General features: G+C 73.5%; 26 protein-coding genes and 1 pseudogene. 5 read left to right on the plus strand and 22 right to left on the minus strand.

Features of this window, described 5'->3' with window-relative positions:
• The 3 genes and pseudogenes from ACFQ11_RS22050 to ACFQ11_RS22060 form a co-directional block, all read right to left on the minus strand.
• Window positions 1-385 (minus strand): annotated as a pseudogene (locus ACFQ11_RS22050) (hypothetical protein); the annotation flags it as partial.
• Window positions 386-523: 138 nt separating this feature from the next.
• Window positions 524-1,321, minus strand: coding sequence for a carbon-nitrogen hydrolase family protein (locus tag ACFQ11_RS22055; protein ID WP_378301558.1), 798 nt, complete (start codon window positions 1,319-1,321; stop codon window positions 524-526).
• A gap of 32 nt (window positions 1,322-1,353) precedes the next feature.
• On the minus strand, window positions 1,354-3,858 hold the full coding sequence (locus ACFQ11_RS22060; protein ID WP_378301560.1) for a DEAD/DEAH box helicase: 2,505 nt from the start codon (window positions 3,856-3,858) through the stop codon (window positions 1,354-1,356).
• 148 nt (window positions 3,859-4,006) lie between these two features.
• On the opposite strand from ACFQ11_RS22060, the gene ACFQ11_RS22065 reads away from it, so the two are divergent.
• Together ACFQ11_RS22065 and ACFQ11_RS22070 are read left to right on the plus strand one after the other, a co-directional pair.
• Window positions 4,007-4,198, plus strand: coding sequence for a hypothetical protein (locus ACFQ11_RS22065; RefSeq protein WP_378301562.1), 192 nt, complete (start codon window positions 4,007-4,009; stop codon window positions 4,196-4,198).
• A complete protein-coding gene (locus ACFQ11_RS22070) occupies window positions 4,195-4,992 on the plus strand; it encodes an SDR family oxidoreductase (RefSeq protein ID WP_378301564.1) in 798 nt (265 codons plus the stop codon). The genes ACFQ11_RS22065 and ACFQ11_RS22070 overlap by 4 nt, the downstream gene beginning before the upstream one ends.
• Window positions 4,993-4,995: 3 nt before the next feature.
• Here the strand turns inward: ACFQ11_RS22070 and gndA are convergent, their stop codons facing one another.
• Window positions 4,996-6,423, minus strand: a complete 1,428-nt coding sequence (gene gndA, locus ACFQ11_RS22075; RefSeq protein WP_378301566.1) for an NADP-dependent phosphogluconate dehydrogenase — start codon at window positions 6,421-6,423, stop codon at window positions 4,996-4,998.
• Window positions 6,424-6,572: 149 nt separating this feature from the next.
• On the opposite strand from gndA, the gene ACFQ11_RS22080 reads away from it, so the two are divergent.
• Window positions 6,573-7,337, plus strand: coding sequence for an HAD family hydrolase (locus ACFQ11_RS22080; protein WP_378301568.1), 765 nt, complete (start codon window positions 6,573-6,575; stop codon window positions 7,335-7,337).
• On the plus strand, window positions 7,334-9,739 hold the full coding sequence (locus ACFQ11_RS22085; protein ID WP_378301570.1) for a glycoside hydrolase family 65 protein: 2,406 nt from the start codon (window positions 7,334-7,336) through the stop codon (window positions 9,737-9,739). The genes ACFQ11_RS22080 and ACFQ11_RS22085 overlap by 4 nt, the downstream gene beginning before the upstream one ends.
• Window positions 9,740-9,746: 7 nt before the next feature.
• Here ACFQ11_RS22085 and soxR read toward each other — a convergent pair whose 3' ends face one another.
• The 7 genes from soxR to ACFQ11_RS22120 form a co-directional block, all read right to left on the minus strand.
• Window positions 9,747-10,292 (minus strand): redox-sensitive transcriptional activator SoxR, encoded by a 546-nt coding sequence (gene soxR, locus ACFQ11_RS22090; protein WP_378301572.1) that lies wholly within the window; start codon window positions 10,290-10,292, stop codon window positions 9,747-9,749.
• A 41-nt stretch (window positions 10,293-10,333) separates the two neighbouring features.
• Entirely contained in the window at window positions 10,334-10,921 is a 588-nt protein-coding gene (locus ACFQ11_RS22095) for an HdeD family acid-resistance protein (protein ID WP_378301574.1), read from the minus strand.
• 125 nt (window positions 10,922-11,046) lie between these two features.
• Window positions 11,047-12,864: a phosphoenolpyruvate carboxykinase (GTP) gene (locus tag ACFQ11_RS22100; RefSeq protein ID WP_378301576.1), complete on the minus strand. Its 1,818-nt coding sequence runs from the start codon at window positions 12,862-12,864 to the stop codon at window positions 11,047-11,049.
• A gap of 177 nt (window positions 12,865-13,041) precedes the next feature.
• The gene (locus tag ACFQ11_RS22105; RefSeq protein ID WP_378301578.1) at window positions 13,042-14,100 is read right to left on the minus strand and encodes an ABC transporter ATP-binding protein; all 1,059 of its coding nucleotides are present in this window, start codon (window positions 14,098-14,100) and stop codon (window positions 13,042-13,044) included.
• On the minus strand, window positions 14,097-14,933 hold the full coding sequence (locus tag ACFQ11_RS22110; protein WP_378301580.1) for an ABC transporter permease: 837 nt from the start codon (window positions 14,931-14,933) through the stop codon (window positions 14,097-14,099). The genes ACFQ11_RS22105 and ACFQ11_RS22110 overlap by 4 nt, the downstream gene beginning before the upstream one ends.
• A complete protein-coding gene (gene modA, locus ACFQ11_RS22115; RefSeq protein ID WP_378301582.1) occupies window positions 14,930-15,700 on the minus strand; it encodes a molybdate ABC transporter substrate-binding protein in 771 nt (256 codons plus the stop codon). The genes ACFQ11_RS22110 and modA overlap by 4 nt, the downstream gene beginning before the upstream one ends.
• A 9-nt stretch (window positions 15,701-15,709) precedes the next feature.
• Window positions 15,710-16,114, minus strand: coding sequence for a TOBE domain-containing protein (locus tag ACFQ11_RS22120; RefSeq protein WP_378301584.1), 405 nt, complete (start codon window positions 16,112-16,114; stop codon window positions 15,710-15,712).
• Between the two features lie 136 nt (window positions 16,115-16,250).
• On the opposite strand from ACFQ11_RS22120, the gene ACFQ11_RS22125 reads away from it, so the two are divergent.
• A complete protein-coding gene (locus ACFQ11_RS22125) occupies window positions 16,251-16,682 on the plus strand; it encodes a PPOX class F420-dependent oxidoreductase (protein ID WP_378301586.1) in 432 nt (143 codons plus the stop codon).
• A gap of 196 nt (window positions 16,683-16,878) precedes the next feature.
• Here ACFQ11_RS22125 and ACFQ11_RS22130 read toward each other — a convergent pair whose 3' ends face one another.
• The 11 genes from ACFQ11_RS22130 to xerD form a co-directional block, all read right to left on the minus strand.
• Window positions 16,879-17,082, minus strand: a complete 204-nt coding sequence (locus ACFQ11_RS22130; protein WP_378301588.1) for a hypothetical protein — start codon at window positions 17,080-17,082, stop codon at window positions 16,879-16,881.
• A gap of 109 nt (window positions 17,083-17,191) precedes the next feature.
• Window positions 17,192-18,592: a ribosome biogenesis GTPase Der gene (gene der / locus ACFQ11_RS22135; RefSeq protein ID WP_378301590.1), complete on the minus strand. Its 1,401-nt coding sequence runs from the start codon at window positions 18,590-18,592 to the stop codon at window positions 17,192-17,194.
• Between the two features lie 31 nt (window positions 18,593-18,623).
• Window positions 18,624-19,286, minus strand: coding sequence for a (d)CMP kinase (gene cmk, locus ACFQ11_RS22140; protein WP_378301593.1), 663 nt, complete (start codon window positions 19,284-19,286; stop codon window positions 18,624-18,626).
• A gap of 162 nt (window positions 19,287-19,448) precedes the next feature.
• Window positions 19,449-20,555 (minus strand): prephenate dehydrogenase, encoded by a 1,107-nt coding sequence (locus ACFQ11_RS22145; protein WP_378301595.1) that lies wholly within the window; start codon window positions 20,553-20,555, stop codon window positions 19,449-19,451.
• A gap of 49 nt (window positions 20,556-20,604) precedes the next feature.
• Entirely contained in the window at window positions 20,605-20,967 is a 363-nt protein-coding gene (gene aroH / locus ACFQ11_RS22150) for a chorismate mutase (RefSeq protein ID WP_378301597.1), read from the minus strand.
• Between the two features lie 31 nt (window positions 20,968-20,998).
• The gene (locus ACFQ11_RS22155; RefSeq protein WP_378301599.1) at window positions 20,999-21,730 is read right to left on the minus strand and encodes a pseudouridine synthase; all 732 of its coding nucleotides are present in this window, start codon (window positions 21,728-21,730) and stop codon (window positions 20,999-21,001) included.
• Window positions 21,731-21,777: 47 nt separating this feature from the next.
• On the minus strand, window positions 21,778-22,371 hold the full coding sequence (gene scpB, locus ACFQ11_RS22160; protein ID WP_378301601.1) for an SMC-Scp complex subunit ScpB: 594 nt from the start codon (window positions 22,369-22,371) through the stop codon (window positions 21,778-21,780).
• Window positions 22,368-23,342 (minus strand): segregation and condensation protein A, encoded by a 975-nt coding sequence (locus tag ACFQ11_RS22165; RefSeq protein WP_378301603.1) that lies wholly within the window; start codon window positions 23,340-23,342, stop codon window positions 22,368-22,370. The genes scpB and ACFQ11_RS22165 overlap by 4 nt, the downstream gene beginning before the upstream one ends.
• A 122-nt stretch (window positions 23,343-23,464) precedes the next feature.
• Entirely contained in the window at window positions 23,465-24,046 is a 582-nt protein-coding gene (locus ACFQ11_RS22170; protein ID WP_378301605.1) for a SecDF P1 head subdomain-containing protein, read from the minus strand.
• A 43-nt stretch (window positions 24,047-24,089) separates the two neighbouring features.
• Window positions 24,090-24,950 carry a ParA family protein gene (locus ACFQ11_RS22175; RefSeq protein WP_449193584.1) on the minus strand — a complete coding sequence of 287 codons (861 nt, stop codon included), beginning with the start codon at window positions 24,948-24,950 and terminating at the stop codon, window positions 24,090-24,092.
• Between the two features lie 210 nt (window positions 24,951-25,160).
• Window positions 25,161-26,321, minus strand: coding sequence for a site-specific tyrosine recombinase XerD (xerD, locus tag ACFQ11_RS22180; RefSeq protein ID WP_378301607.1), 1,161 nt, complete (start codon window positions 26,319-26,321; stop codon window positions 25,161-25,163).
• Between the last annotated feature and the right edge of the window lie 38 nt (window positions 26,322-26,359).

Genomic DNA, 26,359 nt, shown 5'->3' on the forward strand with positions numbered 1-26,359 from the left:
CCCGCTCCCCCGGCGGCACGCCGGGACCGCGCGCCGCCGACGGCTCGCCGGAGGCCGCCGGCGCCGGTCCGTCCGAGGCGCCGTCCCGTCCGGGACGCGCCACGGGAGGGACTGCGCCGGACGGAACTGAGCCGGGCGGAACCGCGCCGGGCGAGCCGGGGGCCGCCGTTCCGCTCGCCCGGTGCGGCGGGACGTCCGCCGGGGACGTCCGCGGCTCCGTCCGGCTCATGGCGCCCGCCACCACGACGGCGGACACGAGGCCCGCGAGCAGCAGGCCGGCGAGCAGGGGCCCGGCGGGACGGACGGACGCGCGGCGCGGCGGGCCCGGCGGGCTCGGCGCGGCGCGCGTGTAACCGGACGGCGGCAGGTGACGGGGAGGACGCACCCCCCGATCGTCACCCTCCGCGCACGTCCGCACACGGAAAACGGCCGGGCCGTTGCGACCTCGATATAACCCGCGCCCGCCCGTGCGGCAGGAGCCCGTGCGGCAGGAGCGGGTGCGGGGCGAGCCGGTGCGCCGCGGTCAGCGCGGGGCGACCGTGAAGCGGCGCAGCGCCAGGGCCGGGTTCCGCTCCCGGACGGCCGCGACCCGCGCGGGCGCGACGTCGGCCACGGCGGCGCCCGGCGCCTCCCCCAGCGCCGCCGCCACCACGCCCATCGGGTCGACGATCATGCTGTTGCCCGCGCCGGTCGGCGCGCACTGGTCGGCGGCCGCCACGTAGATCGTGTTCTCGATGGCGCGGGCGCGCACGAGCGTCCGCCAGTGGTCCTCCTTGAGCGGGCCCGGAACCCACTGGGCGGGCAGCAGCAGGACGTCGGCGCCCGCGTCCACGATGCGGCGCGTCACCTCGGGGAACCGCACGTCGTAGCAGGTCTGCATGCCGAACGTCACGCCGTCCGCCGTGAACGTCTCGGGTTCGCCGATGTCGCCGTGCCGGACGATCTCCGACTCCTCGTACCCGAACGCGTCGTACAGGTGGATCTTGCGGTACGTCGCGGCGACCGTCCCGTCGGGGGCGAGCGCGACCAGCACGTTGGCGATGCGGTCCGGCTCGTCCAGCCGCTCGTTCAGCCCGGCGACGACGTGGACGCCGTGCTCGCGCGCCAGGTCGCCGAGCCCGCTCGCGAACGGGCCGTCGAGCCGCTCGGCGGAGTCGACGTAGCGCCGGTCCAGTTTCGGCGCCGCGAACATCGCGAACTCGGGGCACACCACGACCTTCGCGCCGCGCCCGGCGGCCTCCGCCACCAGCTCCCCGATCGCGCGGAGGTTCTCGTCCTTGTTCGTTCCGGGCGCGAACTGCGCCACCGCGACCTGCACCATGGTCCCGTCCTCCCCGTCTCGGAAACGCCGCGTCAAAGCCGGTCGACGCCGGTCACCCGGACGACGGCCTCGCCCGCCTGGTCGGAGCCCGCGAGGTCGACCTCGGCGGAGATCCCCCAGTCGTGATGCCCCTCCGGGTCGTCGAACACCTGCCGGACGCGCCAGAGCGCGTCCTCGGGAACCTCCTCGATCTGGAGCAGCTTCGGCCCGCGCGCGTCCGGGCCCGTCAGCAGCTCGTCGTGCTCGGCGAAGTAGCCGTCCATGGCCTCCGCCCAGGCGTCCGCGCCGAAGTCCGGGTCCAGCTCGCCGAGGTCGCGGTACCGCTCCAGCGCGGCCAGCTCCACGCGGCGGAACATCGCGTTGCGCACCAGGACCCGGAACGCCCGCGCGTTCGCGGTGACCTTCGTGACCCGCTCCTCGATCGGCTCGTCGGGCTCGTCCGCCGGGTTGGCGAGCTGCTCCCACTCGTCCAGCAGGCTGGAGTCGACCTGCCGGACCAGTTCTCCGAGCCACTCGATCAGGTCGATGAGGTCGTCGGTCTTGATCGACTCGGGGACGGTCTGCTGCAGCGCCTTGTACGCGCCGGACAGGTACCGCAGCACCAGGCCCTCGCCGCGCGCCAGCTCGTAGTACGCGATGTACTCGGTGAACGTCATCGCCCGCTCGTACATGTCGCGCACCACCGACTTCGGGCGCAGCGGATGGTCGCCCACCCACGGGTGCCCCGCCCGGTAGATCTCGTAGGCGGCGCCGAGCTCCTCCTCGAGCGGCTTCGGGTAGTCGACGTCCTGGAGCAGCTCCATCCGCTCCTCGTACTCGATGCCCTCGGCCTTCATCTCCTGGACGGCCGCGCCGCGCGCCTTGTTGAGCTGCGCGGCGAGGATCTGCCGGGGGTCGTCGAGCGTCGCCTCGATCACCGAGAGGACGTCGAGCGCGTACGACGGCGAGCCCGGGTCGAGGACCTCGAACGCGGCGAGCGCGAACGTCGACAGCGGCTGGTTGAGCGCGAAGTCCTCCTGCAGGTCGACGGTGATCCGCGCGTACCGCCCGAGGTCGTCCGGCTCGGGCAGCACCTCGACCACTCCCCCGGCCAGCAGCGACCGGTAGATCGCGATGGCGCGGGAGATGTGCCGCCGCCGCGCCGCCGGCTCCTCGTGGTTGTCGGTCAGCAGCCGCTTCATCGCCTGGAACGCGTTGCCCGGGCGGGCGATCACCGACAGCAGCATCGCGTGGCTGACCTGGAACCGGGACCGGAGCATCTCCGGCTCGGCGTCCTGCAGCTTGCGGAACACCTCCTCGTCCCAGCCGACGAACCCCTCCGGCGGTTTCTTCCGCTGCACCTTGCGGCGCTTCTTCGGGTCGTCGCCCGCCTTGGCGAGGGCCTTCTCGTTCTCCACGACGTGCTCGGGCGCCTGCGCGACGACGAACCCGACCGTGTCGAAGCCCGCGCGCCCGGCGCGTCCGGCGATCTGGTGGAACTCGCGGGCCCGCAGCCGCCGCACCCGGTGCCCGTCGTACTTGCTGAGCGCGGTGAACACGACCGTCCGGATGGGGACGTTGACACCGACGCCGAGCGTGTCGGTGCCGCAGATGACCTTGAGCAGCCCGGCCTGCGCGAGCCGCTCGACCAGCCGCCGGTACTTGGGCAGCATCCCGGCGTGGTGGACGCCGATGCCGTGCCGCACGAACCGGGACAGGTTCCTGCCGAACTTGGTCGTGAACCGGAAACCGCCGATCAGCTCGGCGATCCGGGCCTTCTCCGCCTTCGTGCACACGTTGATGCTCATCAGCGACTGCGCCCGCTCGATCGCGGCGGCCTGCGTGAAGTGCACCAGGTAGATCGGCGCCTTCTGCTCGCCGAGGAGCTCCTCGATCGTCTCGTGCAGCGGCGTGACCCGGTAGTCGTAGATCAGCGGGACGGGACGCTCCGCGGAGGTGACGAGCGCGGTCGGCCGTCCGGTCCGGCGGGTGAGGTCTTTCTGGAAGAACGTGACGTCGCCGAGCGTCGCCGACATCAGCAGGAACTGGCTCTGCGGCAGCTCCAGCAGGGGGATCTGCCACGCCCAGCCCCGCTCGGGCTCGGCGTAGAAGTGGAACTCGTCCATCACCACGACCCCGATGTCGGCCTGCGCGCCGTCCCGCAGCGCGATGTTGGCCAGCACCTCGGCGGTGCAGCAGACGATCGGGGCGTCGGCGTTGACGCTGGCGTCGCCGGTCATCATCCCGACGTTGTCGCGGCCGAACATCTCGCACAGGTCGAAGAACTTCTCCGACACCAGCGCCTTGATCGGCGCGGTGTAGAAGCCGACCTGGTCCTTGCCGAGCGCGGCGAACAGCGCCCCCGCCGCGACCAGGCTCTTGCCGGAGCCGGTCGGCGTGGACAGGATCACGTTCGCGCCGGACACGACCTCGATCAGCGCCTCCTCCTGCGCGGGATACAGCGTGATCCCGCGCCCGGACACCCACCGTTCGAAGGCCTCGAACAGCGAATCGGCGTCGGCGTCGTTTCCGGAGGGAAGCTCATCGATAAGACTCACCCCTCCATCCTGCCCCCGATCGCCCGCCGACCGGGAACCGGAGTGTGAGCCGAACCTCGCGGACGGGCGGTTAGGGCGGCGCCGTCCGGCAAGAATCCGCTGATCCGGTGCCGGAGGCGGCGCCGTCGACGACCAGAGGAGGCGAGCCATGCGCAAGGACGAGGAGCGGGGGCCCGGGGCCGCTTCGGGGCGGGAGGACCGGCCGCACGAGCGGATCGTCCCGGGGACGGCGAGCGCCGCGGAGGGGTACGAGGACGAGGACGAGCAGGGCACCCGGACGGGCGACCCGACCGCGGGGGTCGAGCGCGACGACGAACCCGGGCGCGGGAGCGACCGGTGAACGGTTACGACAGGGTCGCGGTCGTCACCGGCGCCGACTCGGGGATCGGGAAGGCGGCGGCGGTCGCGCTCGCCGGGCGCGGCTTCAACGTCGGGATCACGTTCCGGTCCGACGAGGAGGGCGCGCGGGGGACGGTCGCCGAGGTCGAGGCGGCGGGACGGCGCGCGGCGGTGCGGCGGCACGACCTGACCGACCCGGAGGCGGCCTCGGCGGCGGTGGACGAGCTGGCCGACGAGCTGGGCGGCCTCGGCGTCCTGGTCAACAACGCCGGGACGGGCAGCATGCGGCCGCTGGTCGACATGGACTACGGCGAGTGGCGGGAGGTGCTGTCGGTCGATCTCGACGGCGCGTTCCTGTGCTCGCGGCGGGCGGCCCGCCGGATGATCGAGCGCGGCCAGGGCGGCCGGATCGTCAACGTGACGAGCGTCCACGAGGAGCACCCGAGGGTGGGCGCGGGCCCGTACTGCGCCGCGAAGGGCGGCCTGAAGATGCTGGCCCGCGTCCTGGCGCTGGAGTTGTCGCAGTACGGGATCACCGTGAACACGGTGGCGCCTGGCGAGATCGCGACGCCGATGACGGGGCAGCACGAGCGGCCGCCCGAGGCGGACAGCAGGCCGGGCTACCCGCTGGCCCGCCCCGGGCACGCGAAGGAGGTCGGCGCCGCGATCGCGTTCCTCGCCGGCCCCGAGTCGTCCTACGTCACCGGCGCGTCCCTGTTCGTGGACGGCGGCCTGGGGCTGATGGGCCCGCAGGCGGCCGGGGCCCTGGACTCGCCGAAGTGGCGCGAGGGGTGACGGTCAGGCCGTGACCTCCGTGCGGTCGCCGCCCCAGAGGGTGTGGAACGTTCCCTCGCGGTCGGCGCGCCGGTAGGTGTGCGCGCCGAAGAAGTCCCGCTGGCCCTGGGTGAGCGCGGCGGGCAGCCGGGGCGCGCGCAGCGAGTCGTAGTACGCCAGGGCGGCGGAGAACCCGGGGACGGGCACGCCGTGCTTCGCGGCGATCGCGATGACGTTGCGCCACGCCTCCTGGGCGTCGCCCAGCGCCTCGGCGAAGTGCGCGTCGGTCAGCAGCGTCGGGGTCTGCGGGTCGGCCTCGTAGGCGGCGCGGATCCGGTCGAGGAACCGGGCCCGGATGATGCAGCCGCCGCGCCAGATCGTCGCCATCGCGCCCGCGTCGATGTTCCAGCCGTACTCGGCGCTGCCCGCCTGGATCTCGTGGAAGCCCTGCGCGTATGCGACGATCTTGGACGCGTAGAGGGCCTTCTCGATCGCGTCGGGGACGCCCGGCAGCGTCTCGGCCCCGGCGCGGGCCGGGCCGGGCAGGCCGCGGGCGGCCTCGCGCAGCGCGGCGTGCCCGGACACCGACCGGGCGAACACGGCCTCGGCGATGCCGCCGACGGGGACGCCGAGGTCCAGCGCGCTCTGCACCGTCCACCGCCCGGTGCCCTTCTGCTCGGCCTGGTCGAGGACGACGTCGACGAACGGGCGCCCGGTCGCGGCGTCGGTGTGCGCGAGCACCTCGGCGGTGATCTCGATCAGGTACGACTCCAGCCGCCCGGTGTTCCACTCCCGGAACACGGCGGCGATCTCGTCCGGGGCGAGCCCGGCGGCGTGCCGCAGCAGGTCGTAGGACTCGGCGATCAGCTGCATGTCGGCGTACTCGATGCCGTTGTGCACCATCTTCACGAAGTGGCCCGCGCCGTCCGGGCCGACGTGGACGGCGCAGGGCGTCCCGTCGACGTGGGCGGAGATGTCCTCGAGCAGCGGGCCGAGGGACTCGTAGGACTCCGCGGAGCCGCCCGGCATGATGCTCGGCCCGTGCAGCGCGCCCTCCTCGCCGCCGGAGATTCCGGTGCCGACGAAGTGGATGCCGCGTTCGCGCAGGTCGGCCTCGCGGCGCCGGGTGTCGGCGAAGTGCGCGTTGCCGCCGTCGACGATCATGTCGCCGGGCTCCAGCAGCGGCGCGAACTCCTCGATAACGGCGTCCGTCGCCGGTCCCGCCTTCACCATGATCACCAGCCGGCGGGGCCGCTCCAGCGACGCGACGAACCGCTCCGCCGACTCGGCCGGCAGGAACGTCCCCTCGTCGCCGAACTCCTCCACCAGCGCCTTCGTCCGGGACGGCGTGCGGTTGTGCACGGCGACCGGATGGCCGTGCCGGGCCAGGTTGCGGGCCAGGTTCCGGCCCATCGTCGCCAGCCCCGTGACGCCGATTCGCGCCTTGTCCATTGCTCTCTCCTCATCGTGTGCGACCCTGACCGCGGGCGGTTCACAAGATCCCGGTCCCCCGTGCGAGCACCGTGCCCGCATGCCCTTATTCCCCTCGGGAACGGGTCGCACGTGACGGATCGACGGGATCACGAGCTCATGGGGGTGCGATGCTGGGACTTCCGGACGGGACCGAGGCGTGTCTGTTCGACCTCGACGGGGTGCTCACGCGGACGGCGTCGGTGCACGCGGCCGCGTGGAAGGAGATGTTCGACGGGTATCTGCGGGAGCGGGCCGCCCGGACCGGGGAGCCGTTCGCGCCCTTCGACATCGCGGAGGACTACGGCCCCTACGTCGACGGCAAGAAGCGCGAGGACGGGACGCGCTCGTTCCTGGAGTCGCGCGGCATCGGGCTCCCGGAGGGCGAACCGGACGACCCGCCCGACGCGGAGACGATCCGGGGCCTCGGCAACCGCAAGAACGCGCTCGTCCTGAAGCTGATCGCGGAGAAGGGCGTGGAACGGTTCGACGGGTCGATCGACTACGTGCGGGCGGCGCGGGACGCCGGGCTGAGGACGGCCGTCGTCTCGTCGAGCGCCAACACCGTCCAGGTGCTGAAGGCGGCCGGGATCACCGGCCTGTTCGACGCCCGGGTCGACGGCGTCGTCGCGGCCGAGCGGCGCCTTCCGGGCAAGCCCGCCCCGGACATGTTCCTGGCCGCCGCGCGGGAACTGGACGTCCCGGCGGCGCGGGCCGCGGTGTTCGAGGACGCCCTCGCGGGCGTCGAGGCCGGACGGGCCGGCGGGTTCGGGCACGTGGTGGGGGTCAACCGGGTCGATGGCGCGCACGCGCGGGCGCTGGCCGAGCGCGGCGCGGACGTCGTCGTGGCGGACCTCTCGGAGCTCATGGACGGAACGCGGGAGGGGAGCGCGTGAACATTCCGGAAGGGCAGGCGAGCGTCGACCGGCCGGTGTTCATGGTCGAACCGTGGTGCGTGCGGGAACCGGAGCTGCGGGTCGACCGCCTCCAGCAGAGCGAGTCGGTGTTCACGCTCTCCAACGGGCACGTCGGCCTGCGCGGCAACCTCGACGAGGGCGAGCCGCACGGCCTGCCCGGCACCTACCTGAACTCGTTCTACGAGCAGCGGCCGCTGCCGCACGCCGAGACGGCCTACGGGTACCCCGAGTCGGGGCAGACGGTCATCAACGTCACCAACGGCAAGGTGATCCGGCTGCTGGTGGACGACGAGCCGTTCGACGTCCGCTACGGCCGGGTGCACCACCACGAGCGCGTCCTCGACATGCGGGCCGGGACGCTCACCCGGAACGTGGAGTGGACGTCCCCGGCGGGCCGGCGCGTGAAGATCGGGTCGGTGCGGCTGGTGTCGCTGACGCAGCGGGCGATCGCCGCGATCTGCTACGACGTCGAGCCGGTGGACGAGGCCGTCCGGATCGTCGTCCAGTCCGAACTCGTCGCCAACGAGGCGCTGCCCGGCGGCGGGAAGGACCCGCGCTCGTCGGCGATCCTGGACAGCCCGCTGGTCAGCGAGGAGCACGTCGCCAACGGCAAGAAGGTCCTGCTGCTGCACTGCACCCGCGAGAGCGACCTGCGGATGGCGGCGGGCATGTCGCACGACGTGGAGGGCCCGGAGTCGATGACGGTCGACACCGAGAGCTCACCGGACGTGGGCCGGCTGACGGTCGCGACGCGCATCGAGCCGGGGCAGCGGCTCCGGATCGTCAAGTACATCGCCTACGGGTGGTCGAGCCAGCGGTCCCGCCCGGCGCTGCACGACCAGGTCGTCGGGGCGCTCGCGGGCGCGCGGCAGACCGGCTGGGAGGGGCTGCTGGCCGAGCAGCGCGCGTACCTCGACGAGTTCTGGCAGGGCGCGGACGTCGAGGTGGACGGCGACGCCGAGATCCAGCAGGCCGTCCGGTTCGGGTTGTTCCACGTGCTGCAGGCCGGCGCGCGCGCGGAACGCCGCATGATCCCGGCCAAGGGGCTCACCGGCCCCGGCTACGACGGGCACACGTTCTGGGACACCGAGACGTTCGTCCTGCCCGTCCTCACCTACACCCTGCCCGGCGCGGCCGCCGACGTCCTCGCGTGGCGGCACATGATCCTCCCGCTGGCCCGCGAGCGCGCCCGCCAGCTCGGCCTGCGCGGCGCCACGTTCCCCTGGCGGACGATCCGGGGCCACGAGTGCTCGGGGTACTGGCCGGCGGGCACCGCCGCGTTCCACATCAACGCCGACATCGCCGACGCGGTCGTCCGGTACGTGGACGTCACGCAGGACGCCGAGTTCGAACGGGAGATCGGCCTCGAGATCCTGGTCGAGACGGCCCGGCTGTGGCGGAGCCTCGGCCACCACGACGTCGGCGGCGTGTTCCGCATCGACGGCGTCACCGGCCCGGACGAGTACAGCGCGATCGCCGACAACAACGTGTACACGAACCTGATGGCGCGGCGGAACCTGCAGGAGGCCGCCGAGACGGCCATGCGGCACCCGGACATCGCCGAGCGGCTCGGCGTGGACGCGGAGGAGGCCGCGTCCTGGCGGGACGCCGCCGCCGCGATGCTGATCCCCTACGACCAGCGGCTCGGCGTGCACCCGCAGAGCGAGGGGTTCACCAACCACGCCCGCTGGGACTTCGCCGCGACCGACCCCGGCCACTATCCGCTGCTGCTGAACTACCCGTACTTCGACCTGTACCGCAAGCAGGTGGTCAAGCAGGCCGACCTGGTGCTGGCCCTGCACCTGTGCGGGCAGGCGTTCACCGACGAGCAGAAGGCCCGCGACTTCGCGTACTACGAGGCGCTGACGGTCCGGGACTCGTCCCTGTCCGCGCAGACGCAGGCGGTCATCGCCGCCGAGGTCGGCCAGCTGGAACTGGCGCACGACTATCTCGGCGAGACCGCCCTGATGGACCTGCACGACCTGAACCGCAACACCGGCGACGGGCTGCACCTGGCGTCGATGGCGGGCGCCTGGAACGGCCTCGTCGCCGGGTTCGGCGGGATGCGGGCGGGCGGCGGACGGCTCCGGTTCGCGCCGCGGCTGCCCGGCGGGATCAGCAGGCTGACGTTCCGGATGCGGTACCGGGGCAGCCTCGTGCGGGTCACCGTGACCGCCGAGTCCGCCCGCTATGAACTCCTCGACGGCCCGGGCGTCAAGCTGTGGCACCACGGCGAGCCGTTCACGCTGGGCGAGGAACCCGTCGAGCTGCCCATCGAGCCCGTCACGGCGCATCCGCCGCCGACACAGCCCGCCGGGCGCGCGCCCATGCCGCGCCGCCTCGACCCCCACGGCCACCACACCCGCCGCCGCGGGCGCTGAGCCGGACTCAGCCGTCCGGGGTGCAGACGGGGGCGCAGGAGTCCCCGGCGGGGCGCTCCGCCCGCCGGGCGGCGGGCCGGGCGTCCTCGCCGGTGGCGGGGCCGGTCAGGAGGCGGCGGGGGCCGGGGCCCTCGTCGCCGAGCCGGTCGTAGGGGTTGGCGAGCGCGCACTTGCTGATCGACAGGCAGCCGCAGCCGATGCAGTCGGTGAGGTCGTCGCGGAGCTTCTCGAGCTGCGCGATGCGGTCGTCCAGGGCGCCGCGCCAGTGCCGGGAGAGCCGCGCCCAGTCGTCGACCGTGGGGGTGCGCTCCTCGGGGAGCGTGGCGAGCGCCTCGCGGATCTCGGCGAGCGGGATGCCGACCCGCTGGGACACCTTGATGAAGGAGACCCGGCGGAGCGTGTCGCGGCTGAACCGGCGCTGGTTCCCGGCCGTCCGCCGGCTGCTGATCAGTCCCTTGGACTCGTAGAAGTGCAGGGCGGAGACGGCCACGCCGCTGCGCTCGGCGAGCTGGCCGACGGTCAGTTCGTGCACCCGGAATTCCAGCCGCGTCATGCTCCGCATCCTAAACGCCCGATCCGGATGACCCGCGCCGGCTAGTGCGGGCGGGGGGACGGCGCGCCGTACGGGCGTTCGCCGCGGTGCGCCTCTTCGCCGAGCTTGCGCAGCCGGAACGCGGCGCCGATCATCACCGCGCCGAACAGGATCGACGCCAGGCCGATCAGCCAGACGAGCGCGAGCGCGCCGCTCACCGGCCACGCCAGCAGCAGGATCCCGAAGACGATCGAGATCGCGCCGGTCAGCGCGTAGAACCATTCGCCGCGGATCTCGCGGCGGAGCGCGATCGCGGCGACGATCTCGAACACGCCGGTGACGATCGCCCAGACGCCGATGAGCCACAGCAGGACGAGCGCGGTGGCGGCGGGCCACAGCAGGGCGAGCAGGCCGAGGACGATCCCGGCCGCGCCGGAGACGCCGAGCCAGCCGCGGGACGCGCCGCCGGTCGTCCCGCGGATCGCGTGCGCGAGCGCCATCGCCCCGTCGACCAGCGCGTACGCGCCGAAGAGGAGCACCAGCGCCCAGACGGTGATGCCGGGCCACACCCACGCGACGATGCCGAACAGGACGGCGAACGCGCCGCGCAGCGCCAGCACCCACCAGTGGCGTGTCATGAGGTCGAACACGCGTGCCTCCCGAGCTCGGGGAACGGTCACATCGCCCGTTCCCGCAGGAGAGCGGGGCAAGCACGCGGAACGGCGGCGCCCGCCGCCCGGACGTGCCGGGCGGCGGGCGCCGGATGCCGTGCGGCTCAGTGCTCCAGGCGGCGCACCAGGCTGTGGTACTCGTCCCACAGCGCCTTCGGGGTGTGGTCGCCGAACGTCTCGAAGTGCGGCACGACGAGCGCGGCCTCCTGCTTCCACACCTCGGTGTCGACCGACAGGAGGGTGTCGAGGGCGGCGTCGTCGATGTCGAGGCCCTCGGTGTCCAGCGACTCCTTGGTCGGCAGGTGCCCGATCGGGGACTTGACCGCGTCGGCCTTGCCGTTGAGGCGCTCGACGATCCACTTCAGCACGCGGCTGTTCTCGCCGAAGCCCGGCCAGATGAACTTGCCGTCGGCGTCCTTGCGGAACCAGTTGACGTAGTAGATCCGCGGGAGCTTCTCGGGCTCGGTGGCCTTGCCGATGTCGAGCCAGTGGCCGAAGTAGTCGCCCATGTTGTAGCCGCAGAACGGCAGCATGGCGAACGGGTCGCGGCGCAGCTCGCCGACCTTGCCCTCGGCGGCGGCGGTCTTCTCCGACGCCACGTTGGCGCCGAGGAACACGCCCTGCTGCCAGTCGAACGACTCGGTGACGAGCGGGACGGCGGTGGCGCGGCGGCCGCCGAACAGGATCGCCGAGATCGGCACGCCCTTCGGGTCCTCCCATTCGGGCGCGATGATCGGGCACTGCCCGGCCGGGGTGGTGAAGCGGGCGTTGGGGTGCGCGGCGGGCGTCTGCGACTCGGGCGTCCAGTCGTTGCCCTTCCAGTCGGTGAGGTGCGCCGGGGGCTCGTCGGTGAGGCCCTCCCACCACACGTCGCCGTCGTCGGTGAGCGCGACGTTGGTGAAGATGCTGTTGCCCCACAGCGTCTTCACGGCGTTGGCGTTGGTGCTCTCGCCGGTGCCGGGCGCGACGCCGAAGAAGCCGGCCTCGGGGTTGATCGCGTAGAGGCGGCCGTCGTCGCCGAACCGCATCCAGGCGATGTCGTCGCCGATCGTCTCGACCTTCCAGCCCGGGATGGTCGGCTCCAGCATGGCGAGGTTGGTCTTGCCGCAGGCGGACGGGAACGCGGCGGCGACGTAGCGGGTCTCGCCGTCCGGCGGGGTGAGCTTGAGGACGAGCATGTGCTCGGCCATCCAGCCCTCGTCGCGGGCCATCGTCGAGGCGATCCGCAGCGCGTAGCACTTCTTGCCGAGGAGGGCGTTGCCGCCGTACCCGGAGCCGAACGACCAGATCTCACGGGTCTCGGGGAAGTGCGTGATGTACTTCGTGGAGTTGCACGGCCACTTCACGTCCTGCTGGCCGGGCTCGAGCGGGGCGCCGACCGAGTGCACGGCCTTGACGAACGAACCGCGCTCCTCGATCAGCCGGAGGGCGCCCGCGCCCATCCGGGTCATGATCCGCATCGAGACCGCGACGTAGGCGGAGTCGGTGATCTCGACCCCGAGCTGGGAGATCTCACCGCCGAGCGGGCCCATGCAGAACGGCACCACGTACATGGTGCGGCCCTTCATGCAGCCGTCGAAGAGCCCGTTCAGGGTCTCGCGCATCTCGCCGGGGGCGATCCAGTTGTTGGTGGGACCGGCGTCCTCCTCCTTCTCGGAGCAGATGAACGTCCGGTCCTCCACACGGGCCACGTCGGTGGGATCGGAGGCCGCGTAGAAGCTGTTGGGCCGTTTCGCCGGGTCGAGCCGCGTGAGCGTGCCCTGCTCGACGAGCAGGCCGGTGAGCCGCTCCCACTCGTCGTCCGAGCCGTCGCACCACTCGACGCGGTCGGGCTTGGTCAGCTCGGCGATCCCGCGTACCCAGTCAATCAGTTCGGTGTGACCGGTAGGGGCCTGGTCGAGGCCGGGGACCTGGATGGACACGGGCTACTCCTTCAGCTGTTCGCAGGATCTTTGCATGATGAACAAGACCCTCGGTTTTTGCCATTTGGTCTGGACCAATCCCGTCGGTTTTTGGGTCTTCCCGACCCCTTTTGTGATTGATATCACCAGACTACGGGCGGCCCGGGCGTCTCATCCCAAACCAGGACATAACCGCCCTCAAGCTGGGTAAACGTGCGTCTCGGTGGCCTTGACGGCCGCCCATATCGGGCTGCCTTCCGACAATTGGAGCTCCGCGACCGCCGCCGCGGTCACGTCCGCGAGGGCCGTAAAGGAGTCGTCCGTCACCCGTACCCGCGCCCGGTCCCCATGCCGTTCGATCGTTCCCACCCGGGCCCGCCACAGGTTGCGCGGGCTGCCGTCCGGGCGCGTCCGGTACAGCGCGACGGCGGATGGCGCGAAGGCCACGAACACCTGACCGGTGAGTGACTCCACAGTGTCCAGAGTGTGAGAACCGTCACCCAGGACGACGCGCCCGCCCTCGGCCCGCCCCCGGTACAGGTTCAGCCCGACGAGACGCGCCACGTAGTCGGTGCGCGGGCGCCGCGCGACCTCGGCCGGGACGCCCTCCTGCACGGGCCGCCCGCCCTCCACCACGACGATGCGGTCGGCCAGCACCATCGCGTCCAGGGGATCGTGGGTGACGAGCACCGCCGCGCCCTCGAACCCGGCGAGGTGGCGGCGCAGCGCCGCCCGGACCTCCATCCGGGTGTGGGCGTCCAGCGCGGCGAGCGGCTCGTCCAGCAGGAGCAGGCCCGGGCGGACGGCCAGTGCGCGCGCCAGCGCCACGCGCTGCGCCTGCCCGCCGGACAGCTCCCGCGGCCGGGCCGACGCGTACTCGGCGAGCCCCACGCGTTCCAGCCAGCCCGCGGCGGCCCGGCGCGCCTCCCGGCGGCGGACGCCCCGGCAGCGCGGCCCGAACGCGACGTTGTCGAGGGCGCTCAGGTGCGGGAACAGCAGGTAGTCCTGGAACACCATGCCGATGCGGCGGCGCTCGGGCGGCAGCGTGCGCAGGTCCGCGCCGTCCAGCCGCAGGTGCCCGCCCGACGTCGCGACGAGCCCGGCGAGGGCCCGCAGCGCGGTGCTCTTCCCCGCGCCGTTCGGCCCGAGCAGCGCCACGACCTCGCCGGGCCCAGCGGCGAGCGGCAGGTCGAGGACGAACCCGCCGCGCCGCACCACCACCCGCGCGTCCAGCCCCGCGCCCGTCCGGCCGGTCACGACGGGCCCGTCCAGCGGTCCCGGAGGGCGGCCAGCACCACGACCGACACCGCGAGCATCACCAGGCTGAGGACGATCGCGGCCTGCGGGTCGGTCTCCAGCGCGAGGTAGACGGCCAGCGGCATCGTCTGGGTCTCGCCGGGGAAGTTCCCCGCGAACGTGATCGTCGCCCCGAACTCCCCGAGTGCGCGCGCCCAGCACAGGACCGAGCCCGCCGCGACGCCCGGCGCGACCAGCGGCAGCGTGACGCGGCGGAACGCCGTCCAGCGGGACGCGCCGAGGGTCGCGGCCGCCTCCTCGTAGCGCGGGTCGGCGCCGCGCAGCGCCCCCTCGACGCTGATCACCAGGAACGGCATGGCGACGAACGTCTGGGCGAGCACCACCCCGGCCGTGGTGAACGGGAGCGTGATCCCGAAGGCCGACTCCAGCGGGCCGCCGACGATGCCCCGCCGCCCCGCCGCCAGCAGCAGCGCGACGCCGCCGACCACCGGCGGCAGGACCAGCGGCACCGTGACCAGGGCCCGGACGAGCCGGACGCCGGGGAACCGGACGCGCGCGAGCGTCCACGCCAGCGGCACGCCGAACAGCACGCACAGCACCGTGGCGGCCGTCGCGGTGACGAGCGACAGCCTGAGCGCGTCCAGGACCTCCGGCCGCAGCAGCCGGGTGCCGAGCGTGGACCACGGCGCCCGGACGAGCAGCCCCGCCGGCGGCAGCACGAGGAAGGCGAGCCCGGCGAGCGCGGGCAGCACCAGGACCAGTGGCGGGCGGCCGGGCAGCCGGTCGGGGGCCGTGTCGGGACGCGGCGCGGCGTCCGGGGCGCGCACGGTCACGGCGCCCCGAACCCCGCCTCGCCCAGCACGGCCCTGCCCCGCGGGCCGGTCACCAGGGCGATGAACTCCCGCGCGAGCCCGGGCTGCGGGGCGTCCGCCACCTGGACGATCGGGTACTCGTTCACCGCCCCCGCGGCCGCCGCGAACTCGATGCCCGTGACGTCCCCTCCGGCCGCCCTCGCGTCGGTGCGGTAGACGAGGCCCGCGTCGGCCTCGCCGAGCCGCACCTTGGTCAGGACGGCCTTCACGTCCTTCTCCCTCGACGCGGCCTCGACGGTCACCCCGGCCGCGTCCAGCGCCGTGCGCGCCGCCGCGCCGCACGGCACCTGCTCGGCGCACAGCACCACCCGGAGGCCGTCGCCCGCCAGGTCCCCGACCGACCGGACGCCGCCCGGATTGTCCTCGGGGACCGCGATGACGAGCCGGTTCGTGGCGAACACCCGCGGGCCGCCCGCCGCGTCGCCGGCGTCCGTCACGGTCTTCATGGTCGCGTGGCTCGCGGAGGCGAACACGTCCGCGGGGGCGCCGTGCGCGATCTGCCGGGCGAGCGTCGAACTGCCGGCGAAGCCGAAGCGGACGTCCGTTCCGGGGTGGGTCTTCTCGAACGTCTCCCCCAGCCGGGTGAACGTCTCGGTCAGCGAGGCCGCCGCGAACACGGTCAGCGTCGCCCCGCCGCCCTCCCCGGACGCCCCTTCCACCTCGCCGCATCCGGTGAGCGCGGCGAGCGCGGCGAGCAGGGCCGTGACGGCCGCGGTGCGCTTGGACACGTCTCCCCCTCAGCCCGCGTCGGGCAGCTCGACGACCACGTTGGTGGACTTGACGACGGCCTCCGCGACGACGCCGGGCGCGAGCCCCAGCTCGTCCGCCGCCTCGCGGCTCATCAGCGACACGACCCGGAACGGCCCGGCCTGGATCTCCACCTGCGCCATGACGCCGTCGCGGGCCACCTCGGTGACGATGCCGCGCATGCGGTTGCGCGCCGAGGAGAACCGCTCGCCGTGCTCCCCGAGGCCGCCCCGCGCCTGCTCGCGGACGAACGCCGCCAGCTCGGGCCCGGGCACGCGCCGGCGCCCGTGCTCGTCCCGCGCGGCCGGGAGCCGCCCGCCGTCCACCCACCGCCGCACGGTGTCCGCGCTCACGCCCAGCAACACCGCGGCCTCGCCGATCCCGAACGTCGTCACGCGGCAACCCTAGCGCCTAGCATTTACGAGGTACATCCGGCAGAACGTCCAGAGATTGCGAAGCATCGCGAGGTTTCCGCTGGCACATGCACCAGGCCCTTGACCTCGACTCCGGTTGAGGTTCTACCGTCGGAGCATGGACACCACCGCTGATCCCTTCACTCCCGCCGAACGCGCCTACCTCGCCACGCAGCGCCTCGGACGGCTGTCCACGATCGGCCCCGACGGCGCCCCGCAGACGCGGCCGGTCGGGTTCCGGCTGAACGACGACGGCACCATAGACATCGGCGGCCCCGACAACGCGAACAGCCGCAAGTACCGCAACGTCCAGGCCGATCCGCACGTGTCGTTCCTCGTCGACGACATGGCCGCCCCGGACGACCCCGACGCCGTCAAGCCCGGCTGGGGCCGCGGCGTCGAGATCCGCGGCGTCGCCGAGCCGGTCAAGGGCACCATGCACATCGGGCAGGGCTTCTTCAGCGACGACCTCATCCGCATCCGCCCCGCCCGCGTGATCAGCTGGCACATCGACCCCGACCGCCCCGACCAGTCGTCACGGAGCGTCTGAGCGCGCCCGCCACCCGCATCGTCTTCGCCCGCCCGAGTCCTGGGCATGCGCACGGTGCGGGCTCGGGCGTCCGGCGGTCGCCGCCGGGCGCCGGGACGGGACGCCGGGCTGCGGGGGCGTCGGTCCCGGCAGGAAGAACGCGGCGGTCCGGCGGGCGGTGGCTCGCCGCGCGCGTGCACGACGGCGGGGAACCGGGCTAGCGTTCGCCGCGGCGCATGTTGCGGACGGACTTCGTCGTCTCGTAGCTGCGCTTCTCGTCGTCCACCTGGACGTCGTCGCGGTCGGTGAACATGGCGACGAACCCGATCAGCAGGCCGACGCCGCCGATCCACGGTTCCCGCCACGCGAAACTCAGCGCCACGCAGACGACGGCGCAGGAGATGAGCAGCAGCAGCTTCACGTAGCACCCCTCGAGTAATGGACAACTTACCCGCGCCCGCTCTGTGCATCCTGACACGCCGCGGCCCGTCCGGGGAAGGTCCGGACGGGCCGTGATCACGTGCGGGGGGCTACTTGCGGTTCTTGCCGCGCTTCTCCCGGATCTTCATCGTGATGTCCAGCGGGGTGCCCTCGAAGCCGAACTCCTCGCGCAGCCGGCGCTCGATGAACCGCCGGTACCCCTCCTCGAGGAACCCGGACGTGAACAGCACGAACCGCGGCGGCCGCACCCCCGCCTGCGTCGCGAACAGCACCCTCGGCTGCTTGCCGCCCCGCACCGGGTGCGGGTGCGAGTTCACCAGGTCGGCGAAGAACTGGTTCAGCTTGGAGGTCGGCACCCGGGTGCCCCAGCCCTCGAGGGCCGTGTCGATCCCGGGGACGAGCTTCTCCACGTGCCGTCCGGTCTTGGCGGAGATGTTGACGCGCGGCGCCCACCGGGCGTTGTGCAGCTGCCGGTCGATCTCGCGCTCCAGGTAGTGGCGGCGCTCCTCGTCCAGCAGGTCCCACTTGTTGTAGGCGATGACGAGCGCACGGCCCGACTCGACCACCATCGAGATGATCCGCAGGTCCTGCTCGGCGAGCGGCTCGCCCGCGTCGACGAGCACGACCGCGACCTCGGCCCGCTCCAGCGCCGACTGCGTCCGCAGCGTCGCGTAGAAGTCGGCGCCCTGGTTCTCCCGGTGCCGCCGCCGGATCCCGGCGGTGTCGATGAACCGCCACTCCCGGCCGCCCAGCTCGATGATCTCGTCGACCGGGTCGCGGGTGGTCCCGGCGACCGCGTCGACGACCGCGCGGTTCTCCCCCGCCAGCTTGTTCAGCAGGCTCGACTTGCCGACGTTCGGGCGGCCGAGCAGCGCGACGCGGCGCGGGCCGCCCGCCTCCCCGAACGTCTCGGCCGGGGGCTCCGCGGGCAGCGCCTCCAGCACCGCGTCCAGCAGGTCGCCGCTGCCGCGCCCGTGCAGCGCGCTCACCGGGTGCGGCTCGCCGATGCCGAGCGACCACAGCAGCGCCGCGTCCGCCTCGGCGCCCGCGTCGTCGACCTTGTTGGCGACCAGCACCACCGGCTTGCCCGCGCGCCGCAGGATCTCCACGACCGCCTCGTCGACGTCCGTGGCGCCCACGGTCGCGTCGACCACGAACATCACGACGTCGGCGAGGTCGACCGCCAGCCGCGCCTGCTCGGCGATCGCCGCGGCCAGCCCGGACGAGTCCGGCAGCCAGCCGCCGGTGTCGACGACGGTGAACCGCCGCCCGCTCCACGTCGCGTCGTAGGCGACGCGGTCCCGGGTGACGCCCGGGACGTCCTCGACGACGGCCTCACGGCGCCCGAGGATCCGGTTGACCAGCGTGGACTTGCCGACGTTCGGGCGGCCGACGACCGCCACCACCGGCGCCGGGCCCTCGTCCGCGCCGGCCTCGGCGACGACGTCGACCGTCTCCATGTCGACCGTCTCGATCTCGTATTCGCTCACAGTGCTTCCCCGGCGGGCGCGTACGGCCCGCTCACTCCCGCTCTTTGGCGAGGCGGACGACCGCCTCGATGACCTCGTCGAGCCCCAGCTCGGTCGAGTCGATCTCGTGCGCGTCGGCCGCCTTCGTCAGCGGCGACGCCTTCCGGGTCGAGTCGATCCGGTCACGACGGGCCTGCTCGGCCTGCGTGGTCCGCACCGACGCGCCCGGGTCGGCCGCCAGTTCCTTCGCCCGGCGCTCCGCCCTCGCCTCCTCGCTCGCGGTCAGGAACACCTTCACCGCGGCGTCCGGCGCGACCACCGTGCCGATGTCGCGGCCCTCGACCACGATGCCGCCCGCGCCGATGATCTCGCGCTGCAGGTCGACGAGCCGGGTGCGGACCGCCGGGACGGCGCTGACCGCGCTGACCGCGTTGGTCACCTCGCGGGTGCGGATCGGCCCGGACACGTCCTCGCCGTCCACCGCGATCGTCGGCCCGTCCGGATCGGTGCCGGACACGATCACCGGCTCGAGCGCGCGGGCCGCGACCGCGCCCGCGTCCTCCACCCGCACCCCGGCGCGCAGCATCCACCAGGTCATGGCGCGGTACATGGCGCCCGTGTCCAGGTAACGCAGGCCCAGCGCGCGGGCCACGCCCTTGGAGGCGCTCGACTTGCCCGACCCGGAAGGTCCGTCCATGGCGATGACGAGCGGCACGATCGCTCCCTTTCTCTGGTCGTCGGAGCGCCCCACGGCGCGGCCGTCGGGCGAACGGGCGGCGCTCGTCCCGCCGCTGCGCGGCGTGCGCGTCCCCCGTACGAGCCCCAGCGCATCAGGCTACCGGCACGCGGCCACCCGCGGCGCCGTGGCGCGGGCGGCTCAGCCCCCGGTGGGCCGGCCCGGCACCGACCAGCCCCGGGCGCGCAGCTCGTCGGCGAGCCGGTCGGCCGCCTCGGGTGCCACCGACAGCTCCAGGACGCCCAGCGGACGGCCCGGGGAGTGCTCGATCGTCACGTCCTCGATGTTGACCCCGGCGATCCCCGCCGCCTGGAACACCATCGCGAGCTCGCCCGGCCGGTCCGGGATCACCACCTGGACGGGCGTGTACGCGGACTGGTCGCCGCCGTGCTTGCCCGGGATGCGGGACCGGCCCGCGTTGCCGCGCAGCAGCAGGTCGGCGACGTGCGCGGCGGCGCCCTCGCTGCCGTCGCGCAGCAGCGACGCGGCCACCGCGAGGTCGGTCGCCACGCCCTCCAGGACGTCCGCGACCGGCTGCGCGTTCGCGGCCAGGATCCCGATCCACAGCTTCGGGTCCCCGGCGGCGATCCGGGTGACGTCCCGGACGCCCTGGCCCGCGAGGCCCAGCGCCGTGTCGTCGGCGCCGGTCAGCCGGGCCGCGACCGCGGCCGACACCACGTGCGGGCCGTGCGACACCAGCGCGACCGCCCGGTCGTGCTCGGCGGCGTCCACCGTGACGGGCATCCCGCCGCAGGCCCGCGCCAGCGCGGTCACCCGCGCCACGGCCTCCGGGCCGGTCTTCGGCCCGGGGGTCAGCGCCCACGGGCGGCCGAGGAACAGGTCCGCGCGGGCGGCGCCCGGCCCGGACCGTTCGCTGCCCGCCAGGGGGTGGCCGGGCACGAACACCGACATGTCGCAGCCCAGCTCGGCCGCCTGCGCCAGCGGCAGCGCCTTCACGCTCGCCACGTCGGTGTAGACGGACGCGAGGCCGCGCTTCTGCGCGTCCAGCAGCGTCACCGCCACGGCCGCGGGCGGCACCGCGAGGACGGCCAGGTCCGCGGGGCCGTCCGGGGCGCCGTCCGGCAGCGCCGTCCCCGCGCCCAGCTCCACCGCCAGCTCCAGCGCCGCCGCGTCCCGGTCGGTCAGCAGCACCTCGGCGCCCCGCTCCCGGGCGGCCAGGGCGATCGAGGTGCCGATCAGGCCCGTGCCGACCACGGTGATCCGCAGGCCCGCCAGTTCGTCGTTCACGCCGTCATCCTCTTCACTGCCTCGTCCCGCCTACTGCGCCTCGCCCCGCCTACTGCGCGATGTCGAGCCGGAGGGCGGTCGCCCCGCGCAGGTACACGTGCTGGACGTCCGAGCGGGGCCGGTCCGTCTCGATGTGCGCCATCAGGCGGATGACCAGCGGCAGGGCGTGCGGAACACCGATCTCCGTCGCGCACAGCAGCGGCACCTCGTGGAAGCCGAGCTTGCGCGCGGCCAGCGCCGGGAATTCCGCCGTGATGTCCGGCGTCACGGTGAAGATCACGCTGATGACGTCGTCGGTGCCGAGCGCGTTACGGCTCATCACCTCGTTGACCAGCTCGGTCGTCGCCGCCAGGATCTGGTCCCGGTCGTCGGCGTCGATCTGCGTCGCCCCGCGGACCGCGCGTACCGCCACCTGCACTCCCCTTCTCGTCGTCCGCCCGCGGCTACAGCCCGACGGCCTTGTACAGCTCGCCGACCTCCCGGACGGTCAGCGCGCGCATCCCGCCCGGCTTGAGCTGCCCCAGCTTGATGGGCCCGAACTCTACGCGGGCGAGCTGCTGCACCGGGAAACCGACCTCCTTCAGCAGCCGCCGCACGATGTGCTTGCGCCCCTCGTGCAGGGTGATCTCCACGAGCACCCGCCGGCCGACCTGGTCGAAGATCCGGAACTTGTCCGCCTTCGCGGGGCCGTCGTCCAGCGTCACCCCCGCCTTGAGGCGCCGGCCGAGGTCACGCGGGATGGGCCCGTGGATCTCGGCGAGGTAGGTCTTGTGCACGCCGTAGCTGGGGTGGGTCAGCCGGTGCGACAGCTCCCCGTCGTTGGTGAGGAGGATCAGCCCCTCGGTGTCGGTGTCGAGCCGGCCGACGTGGAACAGCCGCTCGGGCACCTCCACGTAGTCCGCGAGGGACTTGCGGCCCCGCTCGTCCGCCATCGTGCTGACCACGCCGCGCGGCTTGTTGATCATGTAGTACCGCATCTCGGAGCGGGTCTCGACCCGCCGGCCGTCCACGTGGATGACGGCCCGCTCCGGGTCGACGCGCTCACCGAACCGGAACACCTTCTTGCCGTCCACGGTGACGCGGCCTTCGCCGATCAGCTCCTCGCAGTGGCGGCGGCTGCCGATCCCGGCCTCGGCCAGGACCTTCTGCAACCGCACGCCTTCGTTCTCGCTCACGTTTCCTCGATCATCTCGTCGGCCCTCGATCGACTCGATCGTCTCGATCAGTCGTCGATCATCTCGTCGGGCAGGTCGTCGGGCAGGTAGGGGGCGAGCTCGGGCAGCTCGTCGAGGTCGCGCAGCCCCAGCCGCTCCAGGAAGTACCCGGTGGTGCGGTAGAGGTGCGCCTGCGACTGCGGATCCTGTCCCGCGTCCTCGATGAGGCCGCGCAGCGCCAGCGTCCGCATGACGCCGTCGCTGTTGACGCCGCGGATCGCCGACACCCGCGCGCGGCTCACCGGCTGCCGGTACGCCACGACGGCCAGGGTCTCCAGCGCGGCCTGGGTGAGCCGCGCCTGCCGCCCGTCCGTCACGAACCGCTCCACCACCGGGGCGCACACGTCCCGGGTGTAGAACCGCCAGCCGCCGGCGACCTCCCTGAGGTCGAACCCGCGGCCCTGCGCGGTGTATTCCGCGGCCAGCTCCCGGACGGCCGCCGCGATCTGCGGGCGGGGCCGTTCCAGCAGCTGCGCGAGCGTGATCTCGGCGACGGGCTCGTCCACGACCAGCAGGATCGCCTCGATCGCGGCGTGCAGCGTCGGGCCGTCCGGGGCGTCGAGCGGGCCGCCGGGCTCGCCGGTGACCGGTTCCTGGGTCATCGTCCCCCCTCATCGTCGTCGCGGGCGTCCCCGGAGTTCTCGGGACGCTCAAGGTTCTCCGGGTCCTCGGGGCCTTCCGGGTCCTCGCCGCCGTCGGCGGGCCTCGGCGCGCCCTCGTAGTCGTCGCCGACCGCGACGTTCCCCTCGTCGGTGCCGGTCCAGGCGACGTGCAGCTCGCCGAGCGGCTCGTCCTGGCGGAACGCGACCGCCTGCTCCCGGTACAGCTCGAGCAGCGCCAGGAACCGCGCGACGACCTCGTAGGTGCCGTCGGCGTCGGCGGCCAGGACGCGGAAGGTCGTGTCGCGCAGCCGCCGCAGCATCGCCACGACGATCTCCGCCTGCTCCTTGACGCTCGCCTTCGGCTGGTACATGTGCTCGACGGACACCGACGGCGGCGCCTTGGGCGTCATCGCGCGGGCGGCGAGCCGGGCGAACTCGTCCGGGCCGAGGCCGAGCAGCACCTCGGGCAGCATGTTCGCGAAGCGCGGCTCCATCGGGACGAGCCGCGGGTGGCGGCGGCCGTGCTCGGCGATCCGCGCGGCGAGGACCTGCGCGACCTCCTTGTACGCGCGGTACTGCAGGAGCCGCGCGAACAGCAGGTCGCGGGCCTCCAGCAGCGCGAGGTCCTCCTCGTCGTCGACCTCGCCGGACGGCAGCAGCCGCGCGGCCTTGAGGTCCAGGAGGGTCGCGGCGACCAGCAGGAAATGGCTGGCCTGGTCGAGGTCCCAGTCCTTGCCGTGGGACCGGATGTGCGCGATGAAGTCGTCGGTGACCTTGTGCAGCGACACCTCGGTGATGTCGAGCTTGTGCTTGGAGATCAGCCCGAGCAGCAGGTCGAACGGCCCGTCGAAGTTGTCCAGGTGAACGTGGAACCCGCCCTCTTCGGCGGTGTCCGCACCGGTGTCCGCACCGGCCGGCGTGTCCGGGGGCGCCGCCTCCGGCGGCGTCGCTTCCGCGGGCGTCTCCTCCACGTCGCTCACCGTAGCGGAGCCCACCCGCGCCTCTCCCCGTTCCGCCACGCCGTCCACCGGCCACATCGTCCCATGCCGCGGGGGGTGCGCGCGCACGTTCGGGGCGGCGGGGCGGGGCCGCGTCAGCGGCCGGTGATCCGCTCGACGAGGTCGTCGACCTCCGCCCGGGTGTAGTTCCCGGTGATCATGATCTCGCCGCCGCGGACGGGCTCGTTCACCATCGGGGCGGCGACGATCCGCTCGTCGACCAGGATCGCGATCCGCCGCCCGGGCGGTTCCGCCGCGGCCTGCTCGGTCAGCCGGGCGAAGGCCTTCGCGTCGTCCCCGGTGAGCCTGATCTCGACGCCCCACGAGCCCGTCGACTCCGGCGGCACCGTCTTGAGGGCGTCGACGCGCGCCACCCGGAAACCGCCGGAGCCCAGCAGGAGACAGCCGCCGGTGCCCTCGGGCAGGTATCCGGGCGGGCACACGTCCCCCGGCCGCTCATCGGCGACCGGAAAGAACTCCAGCGGCATCAGCAGGTCCACGGGCCCGCTCGTCCCGCGCTCCGGCGGCCCCATACCCTCGTGGCGGGCGTCGTCGGGCCGCGTCAGCAGGTACGCCGCGAACCCGCCCGCCGCGATGAGGAGCACGGCCGCGATCGCCACGGCCGCGATCACGAGGCCCCACGCCGCCCGCCCGGGCGGGGACGGCTGCCGCCGCATCGGCGGCGGTCCGTACTGATTCACTTCTGATCGGGGGGGCCGGTCAGGCCGCCCACTTGGCGAGGACCTCGCGCGCCAGCGCGCGGTAGGCGTTCGCCCCCATCGAGTTCGGGTCGAAGAAGGTGATCGGCTCACCGGCGACGGTCGCGTCGGGGAACCGCACGGTCCGGTTGATGACCGTGTGGAACACCTTCTCGCCGAACGCCTCGACGATCCGCCCGAGCACCTCGCGGGTGTGCAGGGTGCGCGAGTCGTACATGGTGCCGAGCACCCCGTCGATGACCAGGGACGGGTTGATCCGGCCCTGCACCTTCTCGATCGTCTCCATCAGCAGCGCGACGCCGCGCATCGCGAAGTACTCGCACTCCAGCGGGATCAGCACGCCCTCGCTGGCCGCCAGCGCGTTGACCGTGAGCAGGCCGAGCGACGGCTGGCAGTCGATCAGGATGTAGTCGTAGTGCGGGACGGCCGACTTCAGCGCCTGCTGGAGGATGTACTCGCGCCCGACCTCGTGGACGAGCTGCACCTCCGCCCCGGACAGGTCGATGTTGCTCGGCAGGAGGTCCATGCCCTCGACGCCGGTCTCGATGACCACGTCCTCCCACTCGGTGTCGGCCTCGAGCAGCAGGTTGTGGATCGTCACGTCGAGCTGGCGCGGGTCGCCCTTGCCGAGGCCGACCGACAGGGCGCCCTGCGGGTCGAAGTCGACCAGGAGCACGCGGCGGCCGAACTCGGCGAGCGCCGCGCCCAGATTTATGGTCGTCGTGGTCTTGCCGACGCCGCCCTTCTGGTTGCAGATGGCGACGATGCGCGCGGGTCCGTGCTCGGCCGGGATCTCAGGTTCCGGAAATTCGGGCACGGGTCGCTGAGTCGGGCCGAGGGCCCGACTCGGATCGGTCTCTATGGTGGCGGAGGACAGCCCGTCCGCACCGTTCGTGCTGGTCACCAGATCCCTCCCCGGCGGCCGGAAATGCCGTCCAGAACGGGGACTCTATGGCCCCCTACCATGCGCTCACAAGGCGACGCGCGCCGAACGTCGGTATTTGTCGGTGCGATGTCACCGCCGGTTCCCGCCCGGTAAGGCCACCGGTCAGGCCGCCCGCCCGGACGCCCGTCAGGCGCTCCTCGCGCGGGGGTGCGAGGTGGCGTACACCTCGCGCAGGAGCTGCACCGTGACGAGAGTGTAGACCTGGGTGGTGGTCACCGACGCGTGCCCGAGCAACTCCTGCACGACGCGCACGTCCGCGCCGCCGTCCAGCAGGTGCGTGGCGAACGAGTGCCGGAGGGTGTGCGGCGAGACGTCCGACAGCCGGGCCCGCTCGGCGGCGGCGCGCAGCACCATCCACGCGCCCTGCCGCGACAGCCGCCCGCCGCGCGCGTTCAGGAACAGCGCGGGCCCGCCCCGCCCGGCCGCGGCGAGCTCCGGCCGGGCCCGCACGAGGTAGGCGCCGACGGCGCGGACGGCGTAGTCGCCGACGGGGACGACGCGGTCCTTGCCGCCCTTGCCCGCGACGCGGGCGACGCCCTCGTCGAGATCGAGGTCGTCGACGTCCAGCCCGACGGCCTCGGAGATCCGGGCGCCCGACCCGTACAGCAGCTCCAGCAGCGCGCGGTCCCGCAGGCCGCGGGCGCCGCCGGCGTCCGCGCCGCCGGACGCGGCGGCGAGCAGCCGCTCGACGTCCTGCACGGAGATCGCCTTGGGGAGCCGGCGCGGCGGCGTCGGCGGTTTGACGCCGTGGGCGGGGTCGTCCGGGGCGAGGCCCTCGCGCAGCGCGAACCGGTGCAGGCCGCGGACGGCGACGAGCGCGCGCGCCGCCGAGCCCGCCGACAGCGGCGGATGGTCGGGGTCGCCCTCGCGCAGGACCAGCAGGAAGCCGCGGACGTCGTGCTCGGTGATCTGGTCGACGGCGGTGCGGCCCATGGCCCCCATCACCCGCAGGTACCGGCTGAGGTCGCGGCGGTAGGCGCTGAGCGTGTTCGCGGCCAGGCCGCGTTCGACGGCCAGATGCCCCAGGTAGGCGTCGACGGCCGCCGCGAGCGGCGAGGCCGGCGCGGCCGGTTCCGCGGCGGTCTCCGTGGTCGCCGGCGGGACGGCCCCGGTGACGGTGCCGGTGACGGTGCCGTCCGGTTCGCGGGGGTCCGCGTGCTCGATGGCGGGCGCCGCCGCGGATCCCGCGCCGGGTTCGGCCGGGGGCCGTGCGGTGCTGCGGCGGCTCGTGCTCGGGGACAGTGCGGCACCTCTTCCGGCGGTCGCGGCCGATGGGGACCCGCCCATCATGCCCCCTCGCGCGGTGCGAGGGGGCATGATGGGCG

Source organism: Actinomadura sediminis, from assembly GCF_042675525.1.
In the GTDB taxonomy this organism is placed as follows: Bacteria; Actinomycetota; Actinomycetes; order Streptosporangiales; family Streptosporangiaceae; genus Spirillospora; species Spirillospora sediminis.